Raw genomic sequence first — 21,626 nt, forward strand, 5'->3', positions numbered from 1 at the left:
ACTACCGGACAGTCCCTATCGCATACATGATCAATTATTATTATTGCCTTACTATCATTTCTCGGGAAATAAGCTTATAACAAGTCAGCTGCCAGCTGAGCCAATTTAGAACGCTCCCCTTTTGTCAGTGTAATATGTCCACTCAAGTTTTCTTGCTTGAAACGCTCAACCACATAAGTCAAACCGTTGCTTACAGCATCAAGATAAGGATGATCGATTTGTTCGGGGTCTCCCATCAAAATCACCTTGCTACCTTCTCCTGCTCGGGAAACAATGGTTTTTACCTCATGCCGAGAGAGGTTCTGCGCTTCGTCTACAATGATAAATTGACCAGGTATGGAACGACCACGGATATACGTCAGTGCTTCAACCTGAATACTGCCGAGACCCATCAAGATTTTATCGATGTCACCTGCTTTTTTTGTATCAAACAAATACTCCAGATTGTCATAGATCGGCTGCATCCAGGGTCTTAATTTCTCATCCTTTTCGCCAGGCAAATAACCGATATCCTTACCCATCGGCACGACCGGCCTTGCAATGAGCAGTTTTTTATATTTATGTTCATCTTCCACCTTGGATAAGCCTGCTGCCAAAGCAAGCAAAGTTTTACCTGTTCCGGCTTTGCCTGTAATGGTGACCAGAGGAATATCATCATTGAGCAGCAGCTCGATCGCCATACGCTGTTGAGCGTTCCTGGCATGGATGCCCCATACAGGTTCATTGCTTAAATGAAGAGGCTCCAAGCGGGTTCCATCTCCATTTACATGAAGGAGAGCTGATTTCCCCGATCCCATCTCATCCTTGAGTATAACGAATTCATGGGGATATAAAGTGTAACTTAGCTGAAGTGGCTTTATCGGCAAATAACGATAATTATAAAACTCGTCGATCACCGAAGGATGTACTTGAACAGTGGAAAAACCAGAGAATAATTCGCTTGGGTCAGCTGTCCGATCTGACAAATAATCTTGTGTCGTTAATCCCAGCACATCAGCTTTAACTCGTACAAGCACATCCTTGCTGACCAGAACGACAGCCCTTCCACCATCCTTCGGCTCCTCTTCCAATTTATAGTTTAACGCGACAGCCAAAATCCGGTTGTCGTTGGAGGCTTCACTAAATAACTCTTGCACCTTGACGAAGCTGCGATGATTAAGTTCGACCTTCAATGTTCCGCCATTCTCAAGAAGAACTCCGTCATGGAGATGACCTTGTTCCCTTAGCCCATCGAGCAGCCTTGAGACCATCCGAGCATTTCGGCCAATTTCATCGGCATTGCGCTTCTTGGAATCAATCTCTTCAAGAACCACAGCAGGAATAATGACTTCATGCTCCTCGAATGCATAGATCGATTGAGGATCATGCAGCAATACGTTCGTATCCAGCACAAATATTTTTTTCATCTTATCCCTCCACTGCTTCTTCATCAGGTACACACATAAACCTTTCCGTCCCGGACATAATAAGCGTAGCGAAAAATGGAGTCATTTAGAGAATTCTACTACGAAAGGACAGATCAATCCATGAGAGCTGCTCTATCCATTATGCTAGTGATGATTTTGCTCGCAGGCTGCGGAAACGCCAATCAGAATGCATCACCCTCTCCTCGTAATCAAACGAATGGAGCTAAAGCTAACAATGTCCCGGGTATGAATGGGGACAGAGGTTATACCACAAACAATGTGGGCAATACCGATCTGGATAATACCAATACCGGCCTTGTCAACAACCGAAATGCGAATGACGGTCAAGTCGATGCCACAACCGCCGATCACCTAAAAGCACTTGCAGAACGAGTGCCTGGCGTTAACAATGCGAATTGTGTCGTCATGGGCAAGACCGCTGTTGTCGGGTTAAATGTAGATGGAAATTTAGATCGTGCAGAAGTAGGAACCATTAAGTACACAGTCGCAGAAGCCCTCAAAACTGATCCTGCAGGTGCTAATGCACTTGTTACAGCGGATATGGATGTTTCCAACCGGATTGCAGATCTTGGTCGGCATATACAGGAGGGTCATCCAATTTCGGGACTAGCCAGTGAACTTGCCGACATCGTAGGCCGCATCATCCCCCAACTGCCGAGGGATGTCACGCCTCGTAACGGTAATGTTCAGCCCATGAATAACGGCGCTGGAACCAGACAACCGAACAACCAAGGAAACGGTGCCGCTAATCCAAGTCACAATAGATAGCTCCAGCGTATGATTTGACTCTGAGAAAAGAAAGACAAATCCTGTCATGACCCGAGTTTGTCCGTCACACATCTCCAAAATCCATACAAAAAAGCCCAGTGAAGCTCACTGGGCTTTTTTTAAGGCCATAACAACTCCACTAACCGGCATTTCTGCTTCGTTAGCCACATGACCTTGATCATATTCAGAATTTGGTTGAAAATTCGATGTGAGATGGAATTCCATGTCGAATGCATTCGACACCATCATGTTCGACAAGAAATCAGAAGGCGCAAATCCGAACAATCTCATGTTCACTAACGAATGGATCCGCAAGGATGCATGCGCAGATGAAGCGTTCTGCCGACTATAGATCCATGATTGTGTCGTATGCATCATAAGGTAGGACATGCCTTGGCCTCCTATACAATGATCTCCATCTGTTACATTGTATTATACCATACGATAAAACTTGCCTTCAATTGTCACTGAGCCGGTTCAGAACCCGCATCTGTCTCCTGGGCACCAGCGTTATGCTTGCCAGCAAGCTCATCTTGAAGCGCTTGTCTGGCTGCATCCAGCTCGCTGCTGCTTATATACACATAAGGGCTCTTCCAGTTACCTGTAACCGGCATGAATTTCACATCATTTTTACCCATATCATAATAAGTCGCAATCAAATTCCGGATCTGCTCCTGCTCGAAATCTGTAGTCATATTGTCGCTGACCGCATCCAGAGCACTGCCCACTTTTGCAACGCCTCCAAGCGATTTCATCTTATCAAGCAGGGAGTGCAATACTTCGCTTTGGCGGGCATTACGCTCAAAATCGCTTGATCCCTTCGTTTTTGGAGAACAGTTATCACTGGTTTTACGGTAACGAACATAATCCAGCGCCTTCTTGCCATCCAGCTTCTGAGGACCCGCAGTGAGGTTAATGTCAGTCCCGTCCGCAGTATCGCGGTAGCACATATTGTATTGAACGTTGACATCTACACCGCCGAAGGTGTCCACCACATCACGGAATCCTTGGAAATCGATAACCGTGACATAGTCGATATTAACGCCAAGATATTTGCTCATCATGACTTTCATTTCATCTTCAGCCGGAATGCCGCTGCCCGGTTGCTTTTTCTCTGCAGCAGTATAGGCCGCTTTAAACCTTGGGTAATACGCATTTAGTTTTGTCGCTTTATATCCATCGAGTTCAATGAGCGTGTCCCGCGGCAGTGATACCAGCGTCGACGTATTGGTGTCCGGATGCATGGTGGCGACCATGACCACATCCGTCAAGTAAGTCCCCGTTTCCGGACGATGATCCGTTCCCAAAAGAAGCACCGTAATCGGCTTTTCTTTTGCAGAATGTCCTGGAGCTACAGGTTTGTCAATCCCGCTCTTTTCAATGATCTCATTTCCCTTTAAGTACAAATAGCCGATAGTGCCTGCTGCAGCCAGAATTGCGACTAACAAAACGATAAGAACAAATTTCAAAAATGATTTCCCTGCACTTTGTTTCTTTTTTGGAACTGGCTTTTTCTTGCCCTTCCCCCCACTTTTAGCTCTCGGAGGGAGATTGGTATGAGTAGGATTCATATCATAACACCTGATTTCATTCAAATTAGATGAATGTCCGATAACCGCTTCATTGGAAGCAGTTATCGGACATGTAGTGGCTTCTCTCTCTTATAAACGAAGGGGATTGACAAAAAGTTGCCGTATTCTACTGGTCAATTTCCATAAGATGACTGAACAACAACTTAAGATTTCGGCTCAGCCTGAGCCTTTTTCTTCTGACGATCTTCAACAAAATATCGAATACGCACCATCAACATCAATGCGACAGCTACAAGTAGACATTGGATAATCGGCAGCTTGTCAATCTGAAACACAAGCAAGATCGCCGAACCCAAGGCCATCAAGATATACAAGAGAATTTCCTTTAATAAAGGAAGCTTCTGCTTGACTCGAAATACCTTGTTGTACACGTAGGTGATCAGCACAAAAATCAAAATATAGGAGATGATGGGGTTCGAGGCAAACCATTCTTGCATGATAGGTTCACTCCTTTTGGACAAGTAACTCTATCTATTATAGATTCGCTTGCGCCATTTTGCGATGTTTTTCTGCACGTTCGCGTTCACTCTTGTTCAGAATCTTCTTGCGAAGACGTACGGACTTCGGTGTAATCTCACAATATTCATCATCATTCAAATATTCAAGAGCTTGTTCCATTGAGAATAGAACCGGTGTTTTCAATTTTACTGTATCATCCTTCGTTGCGGAACGGACGTTGGTCAATTGTTTCTCTTTACAGATGTTAACGACGATATCGTTATCACGTGTATGTTCCCCTACAATCATGCCTTCGTAAATTTCAGTACCTGGCTCAAGGAACAAGGTGCCACGATCTTCAACCGACATCATGCCGTAGAACGTGGAATTTCCGTTCTCCGTGGAAACCAGCACGCCTTGGTGGCGTCCACCCACTTGCCCGCCAATCAGCGGACCGTAACTATCGAAGGCATGGTTCATAATGCCATAGCCGCGTGTCAGAGTCAAAAAGTGAGTACGATAACCGATTAGACCGCGAGCAGGAATCAGGAATTCCAAACGCACTTGACCATTACCGTTGTTAACCATATTCACCATTTCAGCCTTGCGTGTTCCGAGACTTTCCATAACCGAACCCATGCTTTCTTCCGGCACATCAATCATAAGACGTTCGATTGGCTCCATTTTGACACCGTCAATTTCTCTAACGATAACCTCAGGCTTGGATACCTGCAATTCGTAACCTTCACGACGCATATTTTCAATCAAAATACTGAGGTGAAGCTCACCACGCCCGGAGACGATATAGGCGTCAGGGCTATCCGTCTCTTCTACTCTCAAACTCACGTCCGTTTCCAATTCTTTAAAGAGGCGGTCACGAAGTTTACGGGATGTCACCCATTTACCTTCACGTCCCGCAAATGGACTGTTGTTTACCAAGAAGGTCATTTGCAGTGTAGGCTCGTCAATTTTCAGAACCGGCAGAGCTTCGGGATGCTGCGGATCAGCAATGGTCTCACCAATGTTAATGTCTTTGATACCAGCGATTGCAACGATGTCGCCAGCTCCTGCCTCTGCAACCTCGATTCGTTTCAAGCCCTGGAAACCGAACAGCTTCTCAATCCGTGCGTTCTTGGAAGAACCATCACGAAGCATAACCGTAACAGGTTGCCCTTGCTTAATGATACCACGGTTCACTCGGCCAATGGCGATTCGGCCCAAATATTCATTATAATCCATCAATGTAACAAGGAACTGTAGAGGCTCGTCTACATTCTCGGTAGGGGAAGGGATATGGTCAACAATGGTTTCATAAAGAGCCAGCATGTTATCATCTTGCTTCTCTGCATCCATGCTAGACGTACCGTTTAATGCTGATGCATATACTACGGGGAATTCCAACTGGTCATCATTTGCGCCAAGTTCGATAAACAGATCAAGCACTTCATCGATTACTTCAGCCGGGCGCGCAGCTGGGCGGTCGATTTTATTCACAACAACGATTGGCGTCAAGTTATGTGCAAGAGCTTTACCAAGCACAAACTTGGTTTGAGGCATACAGCCTTCATAGGCATCCACGACAAGCAGCACGCCGTCCACCATTTTCATAATACGTTCAACTTCTCCGCCGAAATCGGCGTGTCCAGGCGTATCCATGATGTTGATCAAATAGTCTTTATACGTAATAGCCGTATTCTTGGCTAGAATGGTAATTCCGCGTTCACGTTCCAGATCATTGGAGTCCATCGCGCGCTCTTGAAGCGTCTCATGCTCCCGAAAAATACCGGACTGCTTCAGCAGTTGGTCTACAAGCGTTGTTTTGCCATGGTCAACGTGTGCAATAATGGCAATGTTACGAATCTGATCTCTAGAGTGCATAAATATATCTCAAATCCCTTCTGTTCGAATGAGCCACAAAGAAAGCGCCGGACGACATGCCGACGCTTCAACATACATCCTATAATATAGGTAAACGAGCGAAAAAATCAAGTCTTTTCAGAAAACTTCCAGTAACACATATCACTTACCATTTACCACCCTCGGCTCCATTTGTCACGGCGCCCTGATCGTTTGCGACCTAAGATCATCCATATGCCTGCTGCGATCAGGATCAAGGCTATAATGTACAGCGCTCCTGTCTTAAACCAGCTAAAGATGAAGATCAGGATCGAGAGCAGCGTAAGTCCAAGCGCTATGGGCAACGCTCCCCCCGGACGAGGGGTCTCATACAGGTAATACTCATACAGGCCGACAGCCACACCCAGAATCAATACAGGCCATAATACCGCCATAAGCCCCCATCCACCGATATTACATATGAAGAACAGTAAGCCGTACACTGTCAAAATTCCGCCTGGAATTAGAATAGCTGCCGAAGCCCGTCGTGCAAAGAACATAAAATGCAAGAAAATGCCCGGCAGCAGCAATACCAGTGGCCATAAAGTCCGGCCTAAAAACCCAAATACGCCAAGCTTCCCCAGCAAAATAACGACTCCAGCCACAACGATGAAAATACCTAGTGCCAAATCTTTTCTGGAGGACATTTGATCACCCTCTCTTCAATATATGTATCACCAAAATCAACGGTTTCTAATAGCAGCAGTTACGTTAATTTTAGCCCAAACCGACAAAAAAAACCATATGGCGAGCTTGTTCCACTTAAAATTATCCTCAATTATTTAATCATAACAAAAAAGACGGCCGGAATCTCACCAGCCATCCAAGCATTCCCATATGTTGATGCGACCGACCAAAGACGAAGACCCCCTTAGGTTCCCGTCCGTCTTCTCGTCCGCAATCCGCCAAAAAGAACAACCAAGCCTGCAATGACAAACGGCAGCATGTGATGAGCAGCGGGCATCCAGGAAGCCAGAAACAAGCCCACGGACGCATCCTGTATCAGCATTTCTCCTGCAGTGTAGGCCAGAACTCCAGCACCTATGTACAGCAGCAAAGGATATTTGTGAAGCAGCCTCGAGATCATGCCGCTTCCCCATACAACAATGGGAATACTCAGCAGAATCCCGATAACGATCAATGCGAGATCGCCGTTCGCAAGGCCTGCAATGGCTAGGACATTATCCAGGCTCATGACAAAATCAGCAATCAATATCGTTTGGATTGCGGCCCATAGCGTTAGCGCCCTGCTCATATGTAGTTCCTCCTGCTCATTTTGCATGATCAGCTTCAAAGCGATCCAGATTAACAACAAGGCACCGCCCGCCTGTAAAAACGGAATTTTCAACAGCAATACAGCCACGAATGATAGAATACATCGTAAAATCACGGCACCTACCGTACCGATCCAAACAGCCCGTTTGCGGTGTATTTCAGGCAGATCTTTGCTTGCCATTGCGATGACCAGGGCATTATCACCACTGAGCACAAGATTGATCAATAAAATCTGTCCCAACACAATCCATGTATCCACCAGAGCAGCACCCCCACTCTACACATATGTGATAAATGGCCAGGCTATGCTTGCACAACGAGAAAAATAAGCCTATAATAAATCCACTTTGTTTCTTTGTGGGACCGTATCTTAAGAGGAGTGACATTCATGGAAACCACAGCCGCCGAATTTTTTCTCGCATTAATCAATATTGTGTTCTTGGATTTGATCCTGGCTGGAGACAATGCCATTGTAATTGGGCTTGCAGCACGGAACCTTCCACAAGAAACCCAAAAGAAAGCGATCATTTACGGGACAGGTGGCGCTGTCATCCTTCGAATTATCGCAACCATTCTAGTTGTCTGGCTCCTCAACATCCCTTGGCTTCTGCTTGTAGGGGGCATACTCCTGATTGGTATTGCCTACAAGCTGATGACTGACGACAATAGTGACCACAACAACATAAAAGCAGGCAAGAGTCTTGGCGCAGCGATTCGTACAATTATTGTTGCCGATGCGGCTATGGGCTTGGACAACGTTATCGCCGTTGCCGGAGCAGCCAAGCACAATGTGATTCTTGTAGCCTTGGGCTTGCTTATCAGCGTTCCAATCGTTGTATGGGGCAGCACCCTGTTTATTAAGCTCATTAACCGCTTCCCATGGATCATCTATGTTGGTTCAGCTGTCCTTGCATACACAGCATCCTCCATGATCACCGAAGAGAAGCATTTCTCAGCATACTTTGAGGGGCATCTTCTCATTAAATACTTATTCATTGCAGCAATCATTCTCGGTGTACTGACAGCCGGGCATTTGAAAAAGAGATCTGCAAAGCGTCAGAACACATCGAGCGGCTCCTGACTGTTCGATAAAAAGACACCCCACAGCTTTTGTTAAGCTGTGGGGTGTCTTTTTTTACTTCTGCCGAATAAAGCCTTAAGCGAATAACCATTTAACTAGATCAGAACCAATCTTCTTTAATCACTTGTCCTTCAGATTTTGCCTCAAGCTCTCCGATCTTGCTATCTGGCCTGATGATCACGGTCTCCGTATTTTGAATGGCCGCTTCAATCAGCCCAGGAAGATCTGTAAGGGAAGCTTCCACCTTCTCAACGATTTTTAAATTCGGATTGGTAGTAGGCGATTTAGGTACGAACAAGGTACAGCAATCCTCATAAGGCAAAATGGAAGTCTCGTAAGTGCCGATATCCGTAGCAATGTTAATAATATCATTCTTATCCATCATGACGAGCGGACGCAGCAAAGGCAGCTCCGTTGCTCTGCCAATGACATTCATGCTCGGCAAGGTCTGGCTGGCAACTTGTCCAAGACTGTCACCCGTTACGACGGCAAGCGCCCCTTCACGCTCAGCAAGCGCTGAAGCAATCCGCAGCATCGCTCTGCGCATAAAGGTAATCATCAAGTTATCCTGGCCGATGCCGACAAATGAAGTCTGCACATCAGTGAAGGGAACCAAGTGCAGCTTAATTCTGCCCGTATAACCCGATAACAGCCTGGTTAACTCCATCACCTTTTCCTTGGCAAGCTGGCTGGTGTACGGGAAGCTGTAAAAGTGTACACATTCGATTTCAAGCCCTCTTCGCATGGCCGACCATCCGGCAACAGGACTATCAATCCCTCCTGAGAGGAGCAGCATTGCCTTCCCGTTCGTACCCAGCGGGTATCCTCCGGCTCCAGGAATCACTTCATAGTACACGTACGTACCGTTCTCTCGAATTTCTACACGAAGCTCCATGTCGGGCTGCTTCACCTGTACTTTAAGCTGGGGATAGGTTCGCAGCAATGGCGACCCTACCAGATGGTTCATTTCCTGTGAGGAATGCGGGAACTGCTTCCACACTCTTCTGGCATGGACCTTGAAGGTCACCTGATCAGCTAAGTTCCTTTGGCCGACCATATCAACCGCGGTTTCGATAATCCGGTCGAGCTCGGAAGGACATACACGTACCGGGCTGATCGAGACAAGTCCGAACACCTTCTTTAGAACTTGAATCAGGACCTCAGGAGACTCTCCATTAAGCTCAACATACATACGACCGTATTCTTTAATGATAACTGCATTCGGAAACGGTTTGAGTACTCTTCGAATATGGTTCACCACCGATTTCTCGAATCGGCTGCGGTTTTTGCCTTTTAGGGTAAACTCGCCAAAGCGAAGCAGCAGCATATCGTAAGTCATTTCAGGTTTCCCTCTCTTTCAATAACGGGACGCAGGTTCCCGCAAACTTTTGCCAAAACTTCCACCAGCCGTGCAGCATCTCCCAATTGATGCTCCTTGCCAAGACTGATACGAATTCCGGAGGAAGCAATTTCCCTGTCTTTACCCATCGCCAGCAGAACTCTGCTGGGCTCGCTCAGTTTGGATGAACAAGCCGATTTGGTTGATACAAGCATCCCCATCTCCTCCAGAGCATGAACCATTACTTCAGGCTTTAATCCGGGATATGAGAAATGGATGATATGCGGCGCACTCGCCTCACCGCTGTTTAACACCAAGCCTGGAATTTTACGAATACCGGAAAGCAACAGCTCCCTGAGCTCAGTCATTCTGTCATACAATTCTGGCTGATGTTCCCTGGATAAACGCATGGCCTTGGACATCGCTACCGCTCCGGCCACGTTTTCCGTTCCGGCTCGCTGTCCGCTCTCTTGGGATCCTCCGGATATGAGCGGAAACAGCTGTACGCCTTGCTTGACGAACAATACTCCCATGCCTCTGGGCCCATTGAACTTATGTGCCGACAGACTGTACAAATCAGCCTGCCATTCTGAGAGGGCAACCGGAAGTTTGCCAAATCCCTGAACGCCGTCCACATGTAACAATGTCCGTGTATTTCGCTCTTTTACGATACGGCCAACCTCTGCTAACGGTTGTACGGTTCCGATTTCGTTATTTACATGCATGATGCTTACCAGCACCGTATCTTTACGTACAGCTTCCTTAAGAGCAGCCAGATCAACGACACCATGGGTGTCAACAGGAAGATACGTTACCTCCCAGCCAAGCGTCTCCAGCTGTTTGCAGCATTCATATACGGATGGATGCTCCGTTCCCGTCGTTATAATATGGCGGCCCCGACTGCTATACTGCATCGCAGCGCCCTTTATAGCCATGTTATTGCCTTCTGTAGCTCCGGACGTAAATACAATCTCAGCCGGACGAACGTCCAGCGCTGCTGCACATACCTCTCTTGCCCTTTTCTGTAATTTAGCAGCGGCCTCGCCTGAACGATGAAGTGCTGACGGATTAGCATAATGCATCTTCATCACTTCAGCCATCGTATCCACCACTTCATCAAAAGGAGGGGTCGTTGCAGCATGATCCCAATATATCAAGGTTCATTCCCCTTTCCATCTACGCACTTACACGTTGAAAACTATTTAACCCAGACCTATATATTTACACAAAAAGACCAAACGGTAAAGCCGCACGATATCCTTCGATCGGACAAAGTGACGTGCTTATCGTTTGATCCTGTTAGGCTGCCTATTCATTCCTTAAAGCGTATATTTCGATCTAGCATTCATGACCTTGCCAATATATTCCTGGGTTTCCTTCGGTAATTGTTGTGCGACAGACATAAGCTCTTCATCCGTAGACACACCCATGCCCGCAATTCGGGTCGGTCCCGCATTATATGCCGCAAGTACCATAGCAATTTCCCCGCCAAACCGTTGAATCAGATTGGACAGGTATTTGGTTCCGCCTTCGATATTCTGAGCAGGATCAAAAGGGTTGTTCACGCCAAGTCCTCTTGCGGTACCGTCCATGAGCTGCATCAATCCCTTGGCTCCTGCAGATGAAACTGCGTTCGGATTAAAGGAAGATTCTGCATCGATCACCGCTTTTATCAAGGATACCGGTACTCCATAACGATCCCCGGCAGTCGTAATCAGATCTTCGAAGGTTGTAGGCTTGGTGGCGCCCGTATCATTCAGCTGCTCAACAGATGTAAAGGATGAAGGAGACTCCTCCACTGCACCCAGCTGCTGCCATAACAAACCATCCTTAAAAGTAACGCCTGGAGCAAGTTGTGTAATGGAACGTTCAACTGGTTGGGACGCAGACTCCTCGGCAAGCATACTGCTTAATACATCCACGAATCCGGTTGTGGTGCCAATGGAGTTAGTATTCACCTGAGGTGCATCCGTCAATGACTTCCATGATATCGGATCTATTTGCATCATTAACTCAAGCTCGCTTTCTACTACAAAATTTCTGACATACTTGTCCCTTTATCTTATCACGGAACTGGAACAATCTGCTATACCTTTTTTCGACAAAAAAGCGAATCAACCGGATTTTTTGGTTGACCCGCCATTTACGATTTTCTCTAAAAAACCATTATCTACTAAAAGGAATCAAGATAAAATAACTGATAGTTGCCAGTATGCCGAGTCCTATTGACCAGGCGCCAGTCGTTCTGCTGCCCTTGTTGTAAGCATAGTAACCCACAACGGCTGCAATGGGACCCAGAATAACCGACCACATAAACAAAGAAGCAATGCCTAACACCAAGCCCACATATCCAACTGTCCGGCCATTAGTACTAGACCGATCTTGTGTGCTATCTTTGCCTGTATTTCTACGAACCTGGGCATCCATTGGGGGAGCGACCTCTGCAGCATACTCCTCACGATGATCCTTGCGTGGGAAATCCACTCTGTTTCGTCTGCCTTCAACAACCTTCATTTTATGCTTGCGATTTCTTTTATCCATAGTTTCCTCCATTTCCATCATCCCCAAGTACAAGACACCGGAAAATGTTATCCGGCCTGTCTTCGTCAGCCCTTAGGCTTAAAGGTCAGACAGCAGGTCTCTGAAGACTTGTCAGCAACATCTTGGTGGTCGTCTACGTAAGGTTCTGCCCCATATTCTTCATGGAGTTTCATGTGCGCATGACGGTCGATTTCAATCATGATCATCTCGGCATGACATAAATTTTGTTCTCCCCAGTAATGGCAATTGCTGACACTGCATTTCACCAATGGTTTGGCTTCGTTGGCCATTTTAGCATCACCTCGTCAACATCTTTTCCTTAGTTTACTGTCGGTATGCACAAGAACGATTGTCAGTTGGTACCTACAATAAAACGCAAAAAAAAGAGATACCAGGAGCTGGTATCTCTTGAATATGTCATTGCTTATTCTATACAGGACTTTTCTCCGGCTGCAAACGGCGTCCCATCAAATAATCGCTTTCGTAGTAAGCAAGATCTTCGCGCAATTCTTCATAAATTCTGGTGATATTCATAATAACATCACGCGCAGGACGAACCGGAGTCATCCTGAAACGGATCGCATCCTGCCCAGTATAGGCATACCGCCCATCTTCGGAATAACTTTCATTCTTTGGATAGAAAAAATTGTTTACACAGCGGTGATACAAATGATACAAAGCTTTCTCGGCAAAATCGATATCAAAGCGAGGACGACGCTGCACAACACCAAGCTTTTCATAAGAAACTTCAGAAAAGACAAGCAAATGACGTACATCCGACAGAAATCCTTTGTAAAAATGAACCGTTTCTTCCTCCTCATCTGTTACCAATTGAGACAGCCCATGTTCATTTAAAAAAGTTTCCATTATCGAAATAGCAGATTTCAACTTATCTCTGGACTCGGAACATAATTTCTGAAGATTGTCCGCTGGCATTACGATAGATCCCCCTTAAATAATCGTGACTCCAGGTTATGCCTGGCGTACGTTCAATTAGAATCATCGTATCACAATTTTTGGGATAACGATATCCCCAGCAGGCAGGTACTTTCAAGAATTACGCATAAAAAGGATGGACACTTCCCACGCTAAGAATAATCAATCATGAATTGCGGCGAGGAGGAAATCATGTGAAATCACGTAACTTGTGGAGTGTGATCGGTGCCGTGACCCTTTTGGGTGCGCTTCTCTTACTGTTCATACCCGGATCGAAGCAGCCAGCCCCAGCGGCAGAACCAGCGCAACCACTAAAGCCTCAGCAGGAGCATAAAGCTAAACACTTTACCATTCAGAGCGACATCCATTCCACACATCAACTAAACCGTCTTGACGCCAAGGCTCATCTGCACAAAATGCTTAGCAATGAATCATTGCGCAACGATGGGCAAATCAGGTCATATACACAGAATGAACAGAAAACACACAAGCATTTTCAGCAGGTAAGATGGTATAACCTTAAACAAAATAAAATGGTGGATATTCAGGGTCAGCTTCCCAAATTGAGTAAAAATGATAAGACTCTGATTGCTCACCATTTTCAAATCGCGCAGCAGAAACTCAAACGGGGCGAAGCGTATGATTCACCCAAGTTTGTCGCTGCAGGTCAGCCGTACTTTGTAGTAGCCGAGCCATCTAAGGATCGTAAATTTGGAGCAGCCGCATTGGTCAATCAAGCTGTGCTCCAAGAAGTAAGCAATCACCAAAAACGCAATCTCCGCTTAATTCCATATCCGAAGGAGGGAAAATTCAAAGTAGAATCCGTTCATGCGGATACCCTGTCCGATATTACCGTCAAAACTGGTCATGATAATGAGAAAGCGAGTCACTTTTATGAAAATGAAATTGTGGTTTCCTTTCAACAGCATCCAACCAAACAGCAGCTTCTGGATATATCCAAAGAAATTTCCTGTGATACACCAAGAAAACTTGGTTATGCTTATGTATTCCGCTCCAAAGAATTGGATTATCAACAGCTGCGCTCTTACTTCGAGAAAAATTGGGAAACCAAATATACAGAACCCCATTACATGTATTTAACAAATGATCGTATTCCCCATACCATGTCAAACACAAGTTCATTACCAGATCAAGCAAATGCCCAAGTTAATATCCCGAATGATCTGCTGTTTTCTCAGTATCAATGGAACCTGCCGGTGATTGAAACGAACCGGGGCTGGGATCTCTCCAGAGGCAGTGAAGATGTGATTATTGCTGTAGTCGATACGGGCGCGGATCTAACGCATACCGATCTGGCAGGTCAATTGGTGGAAGGATACAACATCGTAGATAAGGAAAAGAAACCGCTAGATGATGTCGGCCACGGCACCCACGTTGCAGGCATCATCGGTGCTCTTGTCAACAATGGCGAAGGCGTTGCCGGAGTCAGCTGGTATAATAAAATCATGCCGGTGAAGGCGCTTGACAGCTCGGGATCGGGAACGACTTATGCTGTAGCAGAAGGCATTATATGGGCAACGGACCATGGAGCCAAAGTCATCAATATGAGTCTTGGCAACTACGCAGATTCGCAATTTCTCCATGATGCCGTAAAATATGCATATGATCGCGACGTTGTCCTTGTCGCTGCATCAGGCAATGACAATACGGAGCGCCCCGGCTATCCTGCTGCCTATCCTGAGGTGCTTGCAGTTGCAGCGACCGATTCCAATCAGAAGCGGGCAGAATACTCCAACTACGGGGATTATATCGATGTGGCTGCACCTGGAACCAATATCGCCAGCACTTTCCCCGGGAACCAGTATGCCGCATTATCTGGAACCTCCATGGCCAGTCCTCACGCAGCAGCTATGGCAGGTCTCATACGTTCTTTGAATCCGAATCTGACGAATCAGGAAGTAATGGATATCATGACAAGTCAAACGGTGGATCTCGGGGAAAAAGGAAAGGATAAATATTTCGGTCATGGTCAGATTGATATCTTCCGTGCTTTACAAGCAGCAGGTGCTCCTGAAGTTCCCCTACAAATGTGGCCGGGTCGTACCCTGCTTAATTTGGAGCAGGAACTTCGCAAGCTAACAGGCCCAAAAAAGTAGATGAAGAATAAAGCAGCTTCCGCTATAAGCGTGGGCTGCTTTATTGTGTAAAGAGACCCTCACCTTATTTCTTACGGCGGGAACGACTGGTACCTACTGCTGCTTTCTTAGCCCGCTTACTCGATACCGTCACTCCTCCGGGACCTTTGGAGCCGCTGGTGACTTCTTCCTCGCTGTAAGTGTAAATATGCTTCTCTACCGGTACACAGTGAATTTTGTCCACCACTTTTATCGGATGAATGACAGGCACGATTTGCGGCAAATAATGGTCTCTTACGATGACAATCGGGTCGCACACGATAGGTGATAAGGGAGGACATGGATTTTCGTTGCAACAAGACATATGTTTGCATCTCCTTTCCGTTGATGATTATAGCTTATTATCCTCAGGGCTATTTGGTATGGACGATTGTCCCCTCTAAAGCCGGATCAGCTTGCACTTATTTGCGAACCCCCTATAAAAAAACGCGCATTTCCTTTACACCTCTTACGAGAAGTGCAAAGAAAATGCGCGTTTGTACCCTTTACAAGCAAAGCATCATAAAGCGGTATGTTGTTGTTCAGTTGGGAAAGCTTTCCGTAAGCCGGGTTCTGTGCTCTTTGTGGTCATAATGGGAACTACCCTGCCACTTTAAGCGACAATCATCTATCTAGGCCGATCATTACTGATCGACTCCAGCGACCAACCCAGACGCGCCTCGGGCAAAGGCTGTCTCCTCGAAGGAAACTGCGTCCCATTAGGTCTTGCTCCAGGTGGGGTTTACCAGGAACGAAGTCACCAGCGTTCCTCGGGGTCTCTTACACCTCGGTTCCATCCTTGCCTGTGCCGCACTAAGGCGGCCATCGGCGGTCCATTTCTGTGGCACTATCCTTCAACTCGCGCTGACTGGACGTTATCCAGCACCCTGCCCTATGGAGCCCGGACTTTCCTCTCGCGGCTTTGACGCCGCCAGCGATTGTCTGTTAAACTTTCCGGACAACATTACATATTATATCTTGATTTAAGAAGGGACACAACCCTTAAACATTAACATTGATTGCTCAATTTCCCAGAGATAAAAGAGAGCTCTCTTATACTTCCGATTCCGACTCAGACAAACTGGAACGGTTCTGTATCGATGCGAGACGCAACAACCCGGGTTTCGTATTTATGCTCCTGCAGCTTCTGTTCCATCCATTCGGCTACCTTGACCTTCATGATCTTCTCCGCATTATGCCCCGGATCAATGATCGCTAAACCGGCTGCCAGCGCATCTTGTGCTGTATGATAATCCACATCTCCGGTTATCAGAACATCTGCCCCCCGGAACAGGGCTTTCATCACATAGCGCCCGCCAGAGCCGCCTATTACGGCAGCCTTGCGTATGGTACGGTCAAGCTCTCCTACTACACGAACATGAGGAACATCCAGCTGCTCCTTTACCACCTCTACCAGTTCAGCCAGCGTTTGGGCTTCCTTGAGTTTTCCAACCCTGCCCAGACCGAGAGACCTCCCCTTAAGATCCATGGAGTAGAGATCATAAGCAACCTCTTCATAAGGATGAGCTTTCAGCATCGCCTGGATAACTTTGTTTTTAATGTTATGAGGAACAATCGTCTCGATCCGGACCTCGTCCGCCCGCTCCATCTTACCTTGCTTGCCTTGAAAAGGATCGCTGCCTTCTCTTGGCATATAGGTACCAAAGCCTTCGATATTGAAGCTGCAATGACTATAGTTCCCAATCCAGCCTGCACCGGCTCCCAGCACGGCATCCAGTACTTCTTGATGGTGACTCTTCGGTACAAATACCACCAGTTTGGATAGCTGTTCATTATGCATGTCGTGGATAGGCGCTGTATTTACGATCCCTAAAGCTTCGGCCATCCAATCGTTCATACCGCCCTCTGTTACGTCCAGATTGGTATGGCTTATGTAGACCGCTATATCATGTTTGATAAGCTTCTCGTATACCTTGCCCATCGGCGTATCCGTCTGCAGCTGTTTCAGCGGGCGGTATATAATCGCATGATGCGCAATAATCAAGTCAGCCCCCAGCTCGATGGCTTCATCAACGACTTCTTCATTGACATCCAGTGCAACCAGTACGGTGCGAATGTCCTTTTGCAATGTTCCAAGCTGAAGACCAATCCGGTCATCCGGCTCGGCCACATGCTTCGGAGCCAATTGCTCCATGTATTGAATTACAGTTTGTCCTTTGGCAAGCATGCCAGCACCTCCTGAATAAACGCTATATCCGATTGGATCTCACTTGCCTTATCGGCTGCTGTTGTAAGATCAGACCGTGATAAGGATTGAAGAATATGATCCATCTTCTCCATTTCTGAACTCCATTTATCGTGGAACACCGAATTCGGTGATTGGGTCAGCCAGGGACCCATGCGTAACAGCCAGTTCGTAGATAACCGAACGCCGCTGTCGCCAATCACTCGCTCTGTATATACCTGTTCGTTTGTTAGTTCTGTGGCTTCAGCAGGTTCTGCGACCAGAACCTCATAAATTTTACCGTCTTCCTCTAAAATAAATTCCTCCACCAGCACCCAATGATGAGAATACAGCCATTTACGCAAAATATCTTCCCCGACATTCGGCTGAAGGACCAGCCTCCGCACACCGGCAAGCTTATCGATGCCACGATTCAGTATCGAGGTAATCAACCCGCCCCCCATACCGGCAACGGTAATTACATCGGCCTCTCCTGCCGAGAGCACATCCAAGCCGTCACCCCTTCTTACGCTGATGACATCCTTCATCCCGGATTCCATGACCTGCTTTAGAGCTGCCTCATAGGGGCCCGGATTGACTTCACCAGCAATCGCTTGGATAGCCGCTCCGCTTTCAACAGCAGCGACAGGTAGAAGGGCATGATCGGAGCCTATATCCGCAAGTCTGCTGCCTGGTGGAATTTTGTCCAGTAGCTGCGTTAATCTTTTTGATAATTTCAACGTTGACACACCTTATCTCCTAATTTTTCGTTCTAATTACAGCCTATTTCTAACCCTAACAGAGACCATGCCAAACTGCAAACCAGCAACTTCGTTTACAAAAAGTCTTCCAGGTTATTTGCATTGGACATTGAAAAGAGCTAAAATAAAGACCAATAAAACAAAAGCAGGAAGAAATTCCAGAACCAAGGAGTTCTTCTCTTCCCTTTCAAACTCGAAAAAAAAGGACCCGCTGCCGTTAACTGCAGAAGGTCCGTTGATGGAGCTATTCGAGAAAATCCTTTAGTCGCTTGCTGCGGCTTGGATGGCGAAGCTTGCGAAGCGCTTTGGCTTCGATCTGGCGAATCCGTTCACGGGTCACGCCGAACACTTTGCCGACCTCTTCCAAGGTTCTTGTACGGCCGTCATCAAGACCGAAACGAAGACGCAGTACATTCTCCTCCCGCTCTGTCAACGTATCAAGCACATCTTCGAGCTGTTCCTTCAGAAGCTCGTAAGCAGCTGCGTCGGCAGGAGCCAGTGCTTCCTGATCCTCGATAAAATCCCCCAAATGAGAATCGTCCTCTTCACCGATTGGCGTTTCAAGCGATACCGGTTCTTGGGCAATTTTCATAATCTCCCGGACTTTCTCAACGCTGAGTTCCATTTCAGCAGCAATTTCCTCCGGCGATGGCTCTCGTCCAAGCTCCTGCAGAAGCTGTCTGGATACACGTATCAGTTTATTGATCGTCTCCACCATGTGCACCGGGATACGGATCGTACGTGCCTGGTCAGCGATAGCACGGGTAATCGCTTGGCGAATCCACCAGGTCGCATACGTACTAAACTTAAAACCTTTCTTATAATCGAACTTCTCGACGGCTTTGATCAAGCCCATGTTGCCCTCCTGAATCAGGTCCAGGAACAGCATTCCGCGTCCAACGTAACGCTTAGCGATACTGACAACCAGTCGCAAGTTCGCTTCGGCTAGACGTCGCTTGGCTTCCTCATCACCTTGTTCGATCCGATTCGCGAGTTCAATCTCATCATCAGCGGAGAGCAGCGGGACTCTGCCAATTTCCTTTAGATACATACGTACAGGGTCATTAATCTTGATCCCGGGAGGCAAGGATAAGTCATCATCAAATCCAAATTCCTCATTCTCGTGCGTTTCCGAATCTCCTGACTGGCGATGAGGGCTCTCCTCGTCATTCTCATTCACGACATCAATTCCAAGATCAGCAAGCTGCTCATAAAACTCTTCCATCTGCTCCGTGTCCTGGTCGAATGGCGATAACTTCTCCATAATATCTTTATAGCTCAATACGGATCTCTTTTTACCCTGTTCAATCAACTGATCCTTGACTTGATCCAGCGTAAATTCCGTTTCTAATTCAGTATGCTGATCATTCGCCATCTTTCGACTCCCTCCTCCCTAGATACAACAATGAGCGGGTCTTCATTGTCTCTCTAGGGCAATAATCTCACTTGCAATTTGCGCGGCTCGCAAGAAATCACCCGAGCGTTCCGCTTTTATCATCTCTTCTTTTTTCTGGTTGATCTCTCTCTGCTGCGGAAATTTCAGCACCTCACGTATGCAATCATCGAGCACTTGTACATTCCACTCTGCTGGTGCTTCCATCATCATGATGGAGCTGACCGTCATTTCTAAGCGGTCGTCATGGAGTGATGACATGAATCGGCTAATATCCGGAGACTTGCCCTGTGCGTAAAAAGCATATAGATAAGCAGCGATCGCCGCATGATCTTCAATATTAAACGCTTCTCCCAGGCGATCTCCTACGTATCGCGCAGCCTCCGCATCCTGCAGCATCAGCGACAACAGCCGCCGCTCAGCAGCATGGTAAGCGGGCAGAAGTGTCGGGGCGGGCACGCGTCCTTTTTTATGCCTACCATTATTCCACCTATTTTCCTTATTATCCCCCTCATCCATCTTTTTTTGCATCATCGATTGCCGAAGCAGATTGCAATCCTGTTTAAGGCTTTCGTAGGAAAGATGGAGCTCAGAAGATAATTCCCTCAAGTATACTTCCCGTTCAGTTGAGGAATTCAGTGCTGCGATAATCGGCAATGCCTCTTTGGTGTATGCGATTTTCCCATCTTCTTCTAGCAGTATATGGTTTTTCTTCAGATATATAAGTTTAAATTTTGTTGTAGAAACAGCACTCTCTACCACATGCCTGAAACGCTCTGCACCGAACTTTCGAATGTAATCGTCAGGATCCATTCCCTCGTTCATTAAAGCGATTCTCACTCTGAGGCCAACGCCTTCAAGGAGTGGAATGACCTTAAGAGCGGCAGCCATTCCGGCTTTGTCACCGTCATAGACAACAACCACTTCTTCAGCCAATGATTTCATTATGGCCACTTGATTTTCCGTTAGAGAGGTTCCCATCGTTGCCACACCATTATGAAGCCCTGCTTCCCATGACGAAATCACATCGCCATAACCTTCAAACAACAGAATTTGACGCAATTTGCGTATGGATGTTTTTGCCTGGTGCAAGTTATACAATGTGCGGCTTTTATTAAATAAAATTGTTTCCGGGGAATTCAGATATTTCGGTTGACCTTCCCCCAGTATTCTCCCTGCGAAAGCAATCACTTTGCCGCTGCGGTCATGGATCGGGAACATGATGCGTCCGCGAAAACGGTCAAGATAGCCTTCTTGTTCGTGTCTTGCAGATAATAAGCCACCCTTCTCCATTTCTTTCAAGTCAAAGGATCGCTTTGTCAAGAATTGAACCAACGTATCCCAGCGATCTGGCGCATAACCGATCTGAAACTGATCAATTATTTTGTCGTTCATTCCGCGGGATCGTAAATACCTCATCGCCTCTGTGCCGTGCTCCGTATTCTTCAGCAGGAAGTGATACAGCTTGGCACTAAGCTCATTAGCTTCAAACAATCGTTCTTTCTCCGGATTACGAGGAATTGCAGGAACCCCTTGACCTTCCGGTAACGAAATATCATTCTCTTCTGCCATGGTCTTCACAGCTTCGGGGAAAGAAAATCCTTCGATTTCCATTCTGAACTTAATGGCATTTCCGCCCTTGCCGCAGCCATAGCAGTAAAAGATTTGGCGTTCCGGTGTAACCGTAAAGGAAGGAGTCTTCTCTGAATGAAACGGGCACAAGCCCTTCAGGTATTTCCCCTGTTTGGTAAGATGCACGTATTTGCTGACCGTATCGACAATATCGCTCTTGGCCAGAACTTCCTCAATGACATCATCCGGAATATTGCCTTGTCCGGTAATCATCCAAACCACCTTCA

At 46.7% G+C, this 21,626-nt stretch carries 21 protein-coding genes and 1 other RNA gene; 3 read left to right on the forward strand and 19 right to left on the reverse strand.

The window, feature by feature from the left end:
* Positions 1-74: 74 nt before the first annotated feature.
* Positions 75-1,406 (reverse strand): PhoH family protein, encoded by a 1,332-nt coding sequence (locus tag ABEQ74_RS21075; RefSeq protein ID WP_430124090.1) that lies wholly within the window; start codon positions 1,404-1,406, stop codon positions 75-77.
* Between the two features lie 120 nt (positions 1,407-1,526).
* On the opposite strand from ABEQ74_RS21075, the gene ABEQ74_RS21080 reads away from it, so the two are divergent.
* Complete coding sequence (locus ABEQ74_RS21080; RefSeq protein WP_430124091.1) at positions 1,527-2,195, forward strand: YhcN/YlaJ family sporulation lipoprotein; 669 nt, start codon at positions 1,527-1,529, stop codon at positions 2,193-2,195.
* Between the two features lie 105 nt (positions 2,196-2,300).
* Here the strand turns inward: ABEQ74_RS21080 and ABEQ74_RS21085 are convergent, their stop codons facing one another.
* The 6 genes from ABEQ74_RS21085 to ABEQ74_RS21110 form a co-directional block, all read right to left on the reverse strand.
* Entirely contained in the window at positions 2,301-2,585 is a 285-nt protein-coding gene (locus ABEQ74_RS21085) for a hypothetical protein (protein ID WP_430124092.1), read from the reverse strand.
* 74 nt (positions 2,586-2,659) lie between these two features.
* The gene (locus tag ABEQ74_RS21090; RefSeq protein WP_430124093.1) at positions 2,660-3,766 is read right to left on the reverse strand and encodes an LCP family protein; all 1,107 of its coding nucleotides are present in this window, start codon (positions 3,764-3,766) and stop codon (positions 2,660-2,662) included.
* Positions 3,767-3,930: 164 nt separating this feature from the next.
* Complete coding sequence (locus ABEQ74_RS21095) at positions 3,931-4,224, reverse strand: YlaH-like family protein (RefSeq protein ID WP_054401426.1); 294 nt, start codon at positions 4,222-4,224, stop codon at positions 3,931-3,933.
* A 37-nt stretch (positions 4,225-4,261) separates the two neighbouring features.
* A complete protein-coding gene (gene typA, locus ABEQ74_RS21100; RefSeq protein ID WP_430124094.1) occupies positions 4,262-6,103 on the reverse strand; it encodes a translational GTPase TypA in 1,842 nt (613 codons plus the stop codon).
* 152 nt (positions 6,104-6,255) lie between these two features.
* Positions 6,256-6,768: a hypothetical protein gene (locus tag ABEQ74_RS21105; RefSeq protein WP_430124095.1), complete on the reverse strand. Its 513-nt coding sequence runs from the start codon at positions 6,766-6,768 to the stop codon at positions 6,256-6,258.
* A gap of 224 nt (positions 6,769-6,992) precedes the next feature.
* Complete coding sequence (locus ABEQ74_RS21110) at positions 6,993-7,655, reverse strand: TerC family protein (protein ID WP_430124096.1); 663 nt, start codon at positions 7,653-7,655, stop codon at positions 6,993-6,995.
* 129 nt (positions 7,656-7,784) lie between these two features.
* Here ABEQ74_RS21110 and ABEQ74_RS21115 point away from each other — a divergent pair, with 129 nt between their 5' ends.
* On the forward strand, positions 7,785-8,477 hold the full coding sequence (locus ABEQ74_RS21115) for a TerC family protein (RefSeq protein WP_430124097.1): 693 nt from the start codon (positions 7,785-7,787) through the stop codon (positions 8,475-8,477).
* A gap of 100 nt (positions 8,478-8,577) precedes the next feature.
* Here the strand turns inward: ABEQ74_RS21115 and thiI are convergent, their stop codons facing one another.
* From thiI to ABEQ74_RS21145, 6 genes are all read right to left on the reverse strand, one after another.
* Positions 8,578-9,816 (reverse strand): tRNA uracil 4-sulfurtransferase ThiI, encoded by a 1,239-nt coding sequence (gene thiI / locus ABEQ74_RS21120; protein ID WP_430124098.1) that lies wholly within the window; start codon positions 9,814-9,816, stop codon positions 8,578-8,580.
* Positions 9,813-10,973: a cysteine desulfurase family protein gene (locus tag ABEQ74_RS21125; RefSeq protein ID WP_430124099.1), complete on the reverse strand. Its 1,161-nt coding sequence runs from the start codon at positions 10,971-10,973 to the stop codon at positions 9,813-9,815. The genes thiI and ABEQ74_RS21125 overlap by 4 nt, the downstream gene beginning before the upstream one ends.
* Before the next feature lie 162 nt (positions 10,974-11,135).
* A complete protein-coding gene (locus tag ABEQ74_RS21130) occupies positions 11,136-11,822 on the reverse strand; it encodes a lytic transglycosylase domain-containing protein (protein WP_430124257.1) in 687 nt (228 codons plus the stop codon).
* Between the two features lie 160 nt (positions 11,823-11,982).
* Entirely contained in the window at positions 11,983-12,357 is a 375-nt protein-coding gene (locus ABEQ74_RS21135) for a hypothetical protein (RefSeq protein WP_430124100.1), read from the reverse strand.
* A 65-nt stretch (positions 12,358-12,422) separates the two neighbouring features.
* The gene (locus ABEQ74_RS21140; RefSeq protein ID WP_430124101.1) at positions 12,423-12,647 is read right to left on the reverse strand and encodes a DUF1540 domain-containing protein; all 225 of its coding nucleotides are present in this window, start codon (positions 12,645-12,647) and stop codon (positions 12,423-12,425) included.
* Positions 12,648-12,786: 139 nt separating this feature from the next.
* Entirely contained in the window at positions 12,787-13,293 is a 507-nt protein-coding gene (locus tag ABEQ74_RS21145) for a YpuI family protein (protein WP_430124102.1), read from the reverse strand.
* Positions 13,294-13,487: 194 nt separating this feature from the next.
* Here ABEQ74_RS21145 and ABEQ74_RS21150 point away from each other — a divergent pair, with 194 nt between their 5' ends.
* Positions 13,488-15,410: a S8 family peptidase gene (locus tag ABEQ74_RS21150; protein WP_430124103.1), complete on the forward strand. Its 1,923-nt coding sequence runs from the start codon at positions 13,488-13,490 to the stop codon at positions 15,408-15,410.
* A gap of 64 nt (positions 15,411-15,474) precedes the next feature.
* Here ABEQ74_RS21150 and ABEQ74_RS21155 read toward each other — a convergent pair whose 3' ends face one another.
* The 6 genes from ABEQ74_RS21155 to dnaG form a co-directional block, all read right to left on the reverse strand.
* A complete protein-coding gene (locus tag ABEQ74_RS21155) occupies positions 15,475-15,753 on the reverse strand; it encodes a hypothetical protein (RefSeq protein ID WP_430124104.1) in 279 nt (92 codons plus the stop codon).
* A gap of 222 nt (positions 15,754-15,975) precedes the next feature.
* Positions 15,976-16,382, reverse strand: an RNA gene (gene rnpB, locus ABEQ74_RS21160) — RNase P RNA component class A.
* A gap of 118 nt (positions 16,383-16,500) precedes the next feature.
* A complete protein-coding gene (locus tag ABEQ74_RS21165) occupies positions 16,501-17,616 on the reverse strand; it encodes a Nif3-like dinuclear metal center hexameric protein (RefSeq protein WP_430124106.1) in 1,116 nt (371 codons plus the stop codon).
* Positions 17,592-18,353: a tRNA (adenine(22)-N(1))-methyltransferase gene (locus tag ABEQ74_RS21170; protein ID WP_430124258.1), complete on the reverse strand. Its 762-nt coding sequence runs from the start codon at positions 18,351-18,353 to the stop codon at positions 17,592-17,594. The genes ABEQ74_RS21165 and ABEQ74_RS21170 overlap by 25 nt, the downstream gene beginning before the upstream one ends.
* A gap of 265 nt (positions 18,354-18,618) precedes the next feature.
* Entirely contained in the window at positions 18,619-19,749 is a 1,131-nt protein-coding gene (rpoD, locus tag ABEQ74_RS21175; protein ID WP_430124107.1) for an RNA polymerase sigma factor RpoD, read from the reverse strand.
* 42 nt (positions 19,750-19,791) lie between these two features.
* Positions 19,792-21,612, reverse strand: a complete 1,821-nt coding sequence (gene dnaG, locus ABEQ74_RS21180; protein ID WP_430124108.1) for a DNA primase — start codon at positions 21,610-21,612, stop codon at positions 19,792-19,794.
* Positions 21,613-21,626: the final 14 nt, after the last annotated feature.

It is taken from the genome of Paenibacillus solani, assembly GCF_050475945.1.
Classification (GTDB): Bacteria; Bacillota; Bacilli; order Paenibacillales; family Paenibacillaceae; genus Paenibacillus_AQ; species Paenibacillus_AQ solani_A.

Bases quoted from the DNA above. Each gene is read 5' to 3' on its own strand.
- rpoD (WP_430124107.1), bottom strand. From the start codon at position 19,749: ATGGCGAATGATCAGCATACTGAATTAGAAACGGAATTTACGCTGGAT.
- ABEQ74_RS21105 (WP_430124095.1), bottom strand. From the start codon at position 6,768: ATGTCCTCCAGAAAAGATTTGGCACTAGGTATTTTCATCGTTGTGGCT.
- ABEQ74_RS21130 (WP_430124257.1), bottom strand. From the start codon at position 11,822: ATGCAAATAGATCCGATATCATGGAAGTCATTGACGGATGCACCTCAG.
- ABEQ74_RS21140 (WP_430124101.1), bottom strand. From the start codon at position 12,647: ATGGCCAACGAAGCCAAACCATTGGTGAAATGCAGTGTCAGCAATTGC.
- dnaG (WP_430124108.1), bottom strand. From the start codon at position 21,612: ATGATTACCGGACAAGGCAATATTCCGGATGATGTCATTGAGGAAGTT.
- thiI (WP_430124098.1), bottom strand. From the start codon at position 9,816: ATGACTTACGATATGCTGCTGCTTCGCTTTGGCGAGTTTACCCTAAAA.
- ABEQ74_RS21135 (WP_430124100.1), bottom strand. From the start codon at position 12,357: ATGGATAAAAGAAATCGCAAGCATAAAATGAAGGTTGTTGAAGGCAGA.
- ABEQ74_RS21115 (WP_430124097.1), top strand. From the start codon at position 7,785: ATGGAAACCACAGCCGCCGAATTTTTTCTCGCATTAATCAATATTGTG.
- ABEQ74_RS21155 (WP_430124104.1), bottom strand. From the start codon at position 15,753: ATGTCTTGTTGCAACGAAAATCCATGTCCTCCCTTATCACCTATCGTG.
- ABEQ74_RS21090 (WP_430124093.1), bottom strand. From the start codon at position 3,766: ATGAATCCTACTCATACCAATCTCCCTCCGAGAGCTAAAAGTGGGGGG.
- ABEQ74_RS21075 (WP_430124090.1), bottom strand. From the start codon at position 1,406: ATGAAAAAAATATTTGTGCTGGATACGAACGTATTGCTGCATGATCCT.
- ABEQ74_RS21095 (WP_054401426.1), bottom strand. From the start codon at position 4,224: ATGCAAGAATGGTTTGCCTCGAACCCCATCATCTCCTATATTTTGATT.
- ABEQ74_RS21145 (WP_430124102.1), bottom strand. From the start codon at position 13,293: ATGCCAGCGGACAATCTTCAGAAATTATGTTCCGAGTCCAGAGATAAG.
- ABEQ74_RS21165 (WP_430124106.1), bottom strand. From the start codon at position 17,616: ATGCTTGCCAAAGGACAAACTGTAATTCAATACATGGAGCAATTGGCT.
- ABEQ74_RS21085 (WP_430124092.1), bottom strand. From the start codon at position 2,585: ATGTCCTACCTTATGATGCATACGACACAATCATGGATCTATAGTCGG.
- ABEQ74_RS21080 (WP_430124091.1), top strand. From the start codon at position 1,527: ATGAGAGCTGCTCTATCCATTATGCTAGTGATGATTTTGCTCGCAGGC.
- typA (WP_430124094.1), bottom strand. From the start codon at position 6,103: ATGCACTCTAGAGATCAGATTCGTAACATTGCCATTATTGCACACGTT.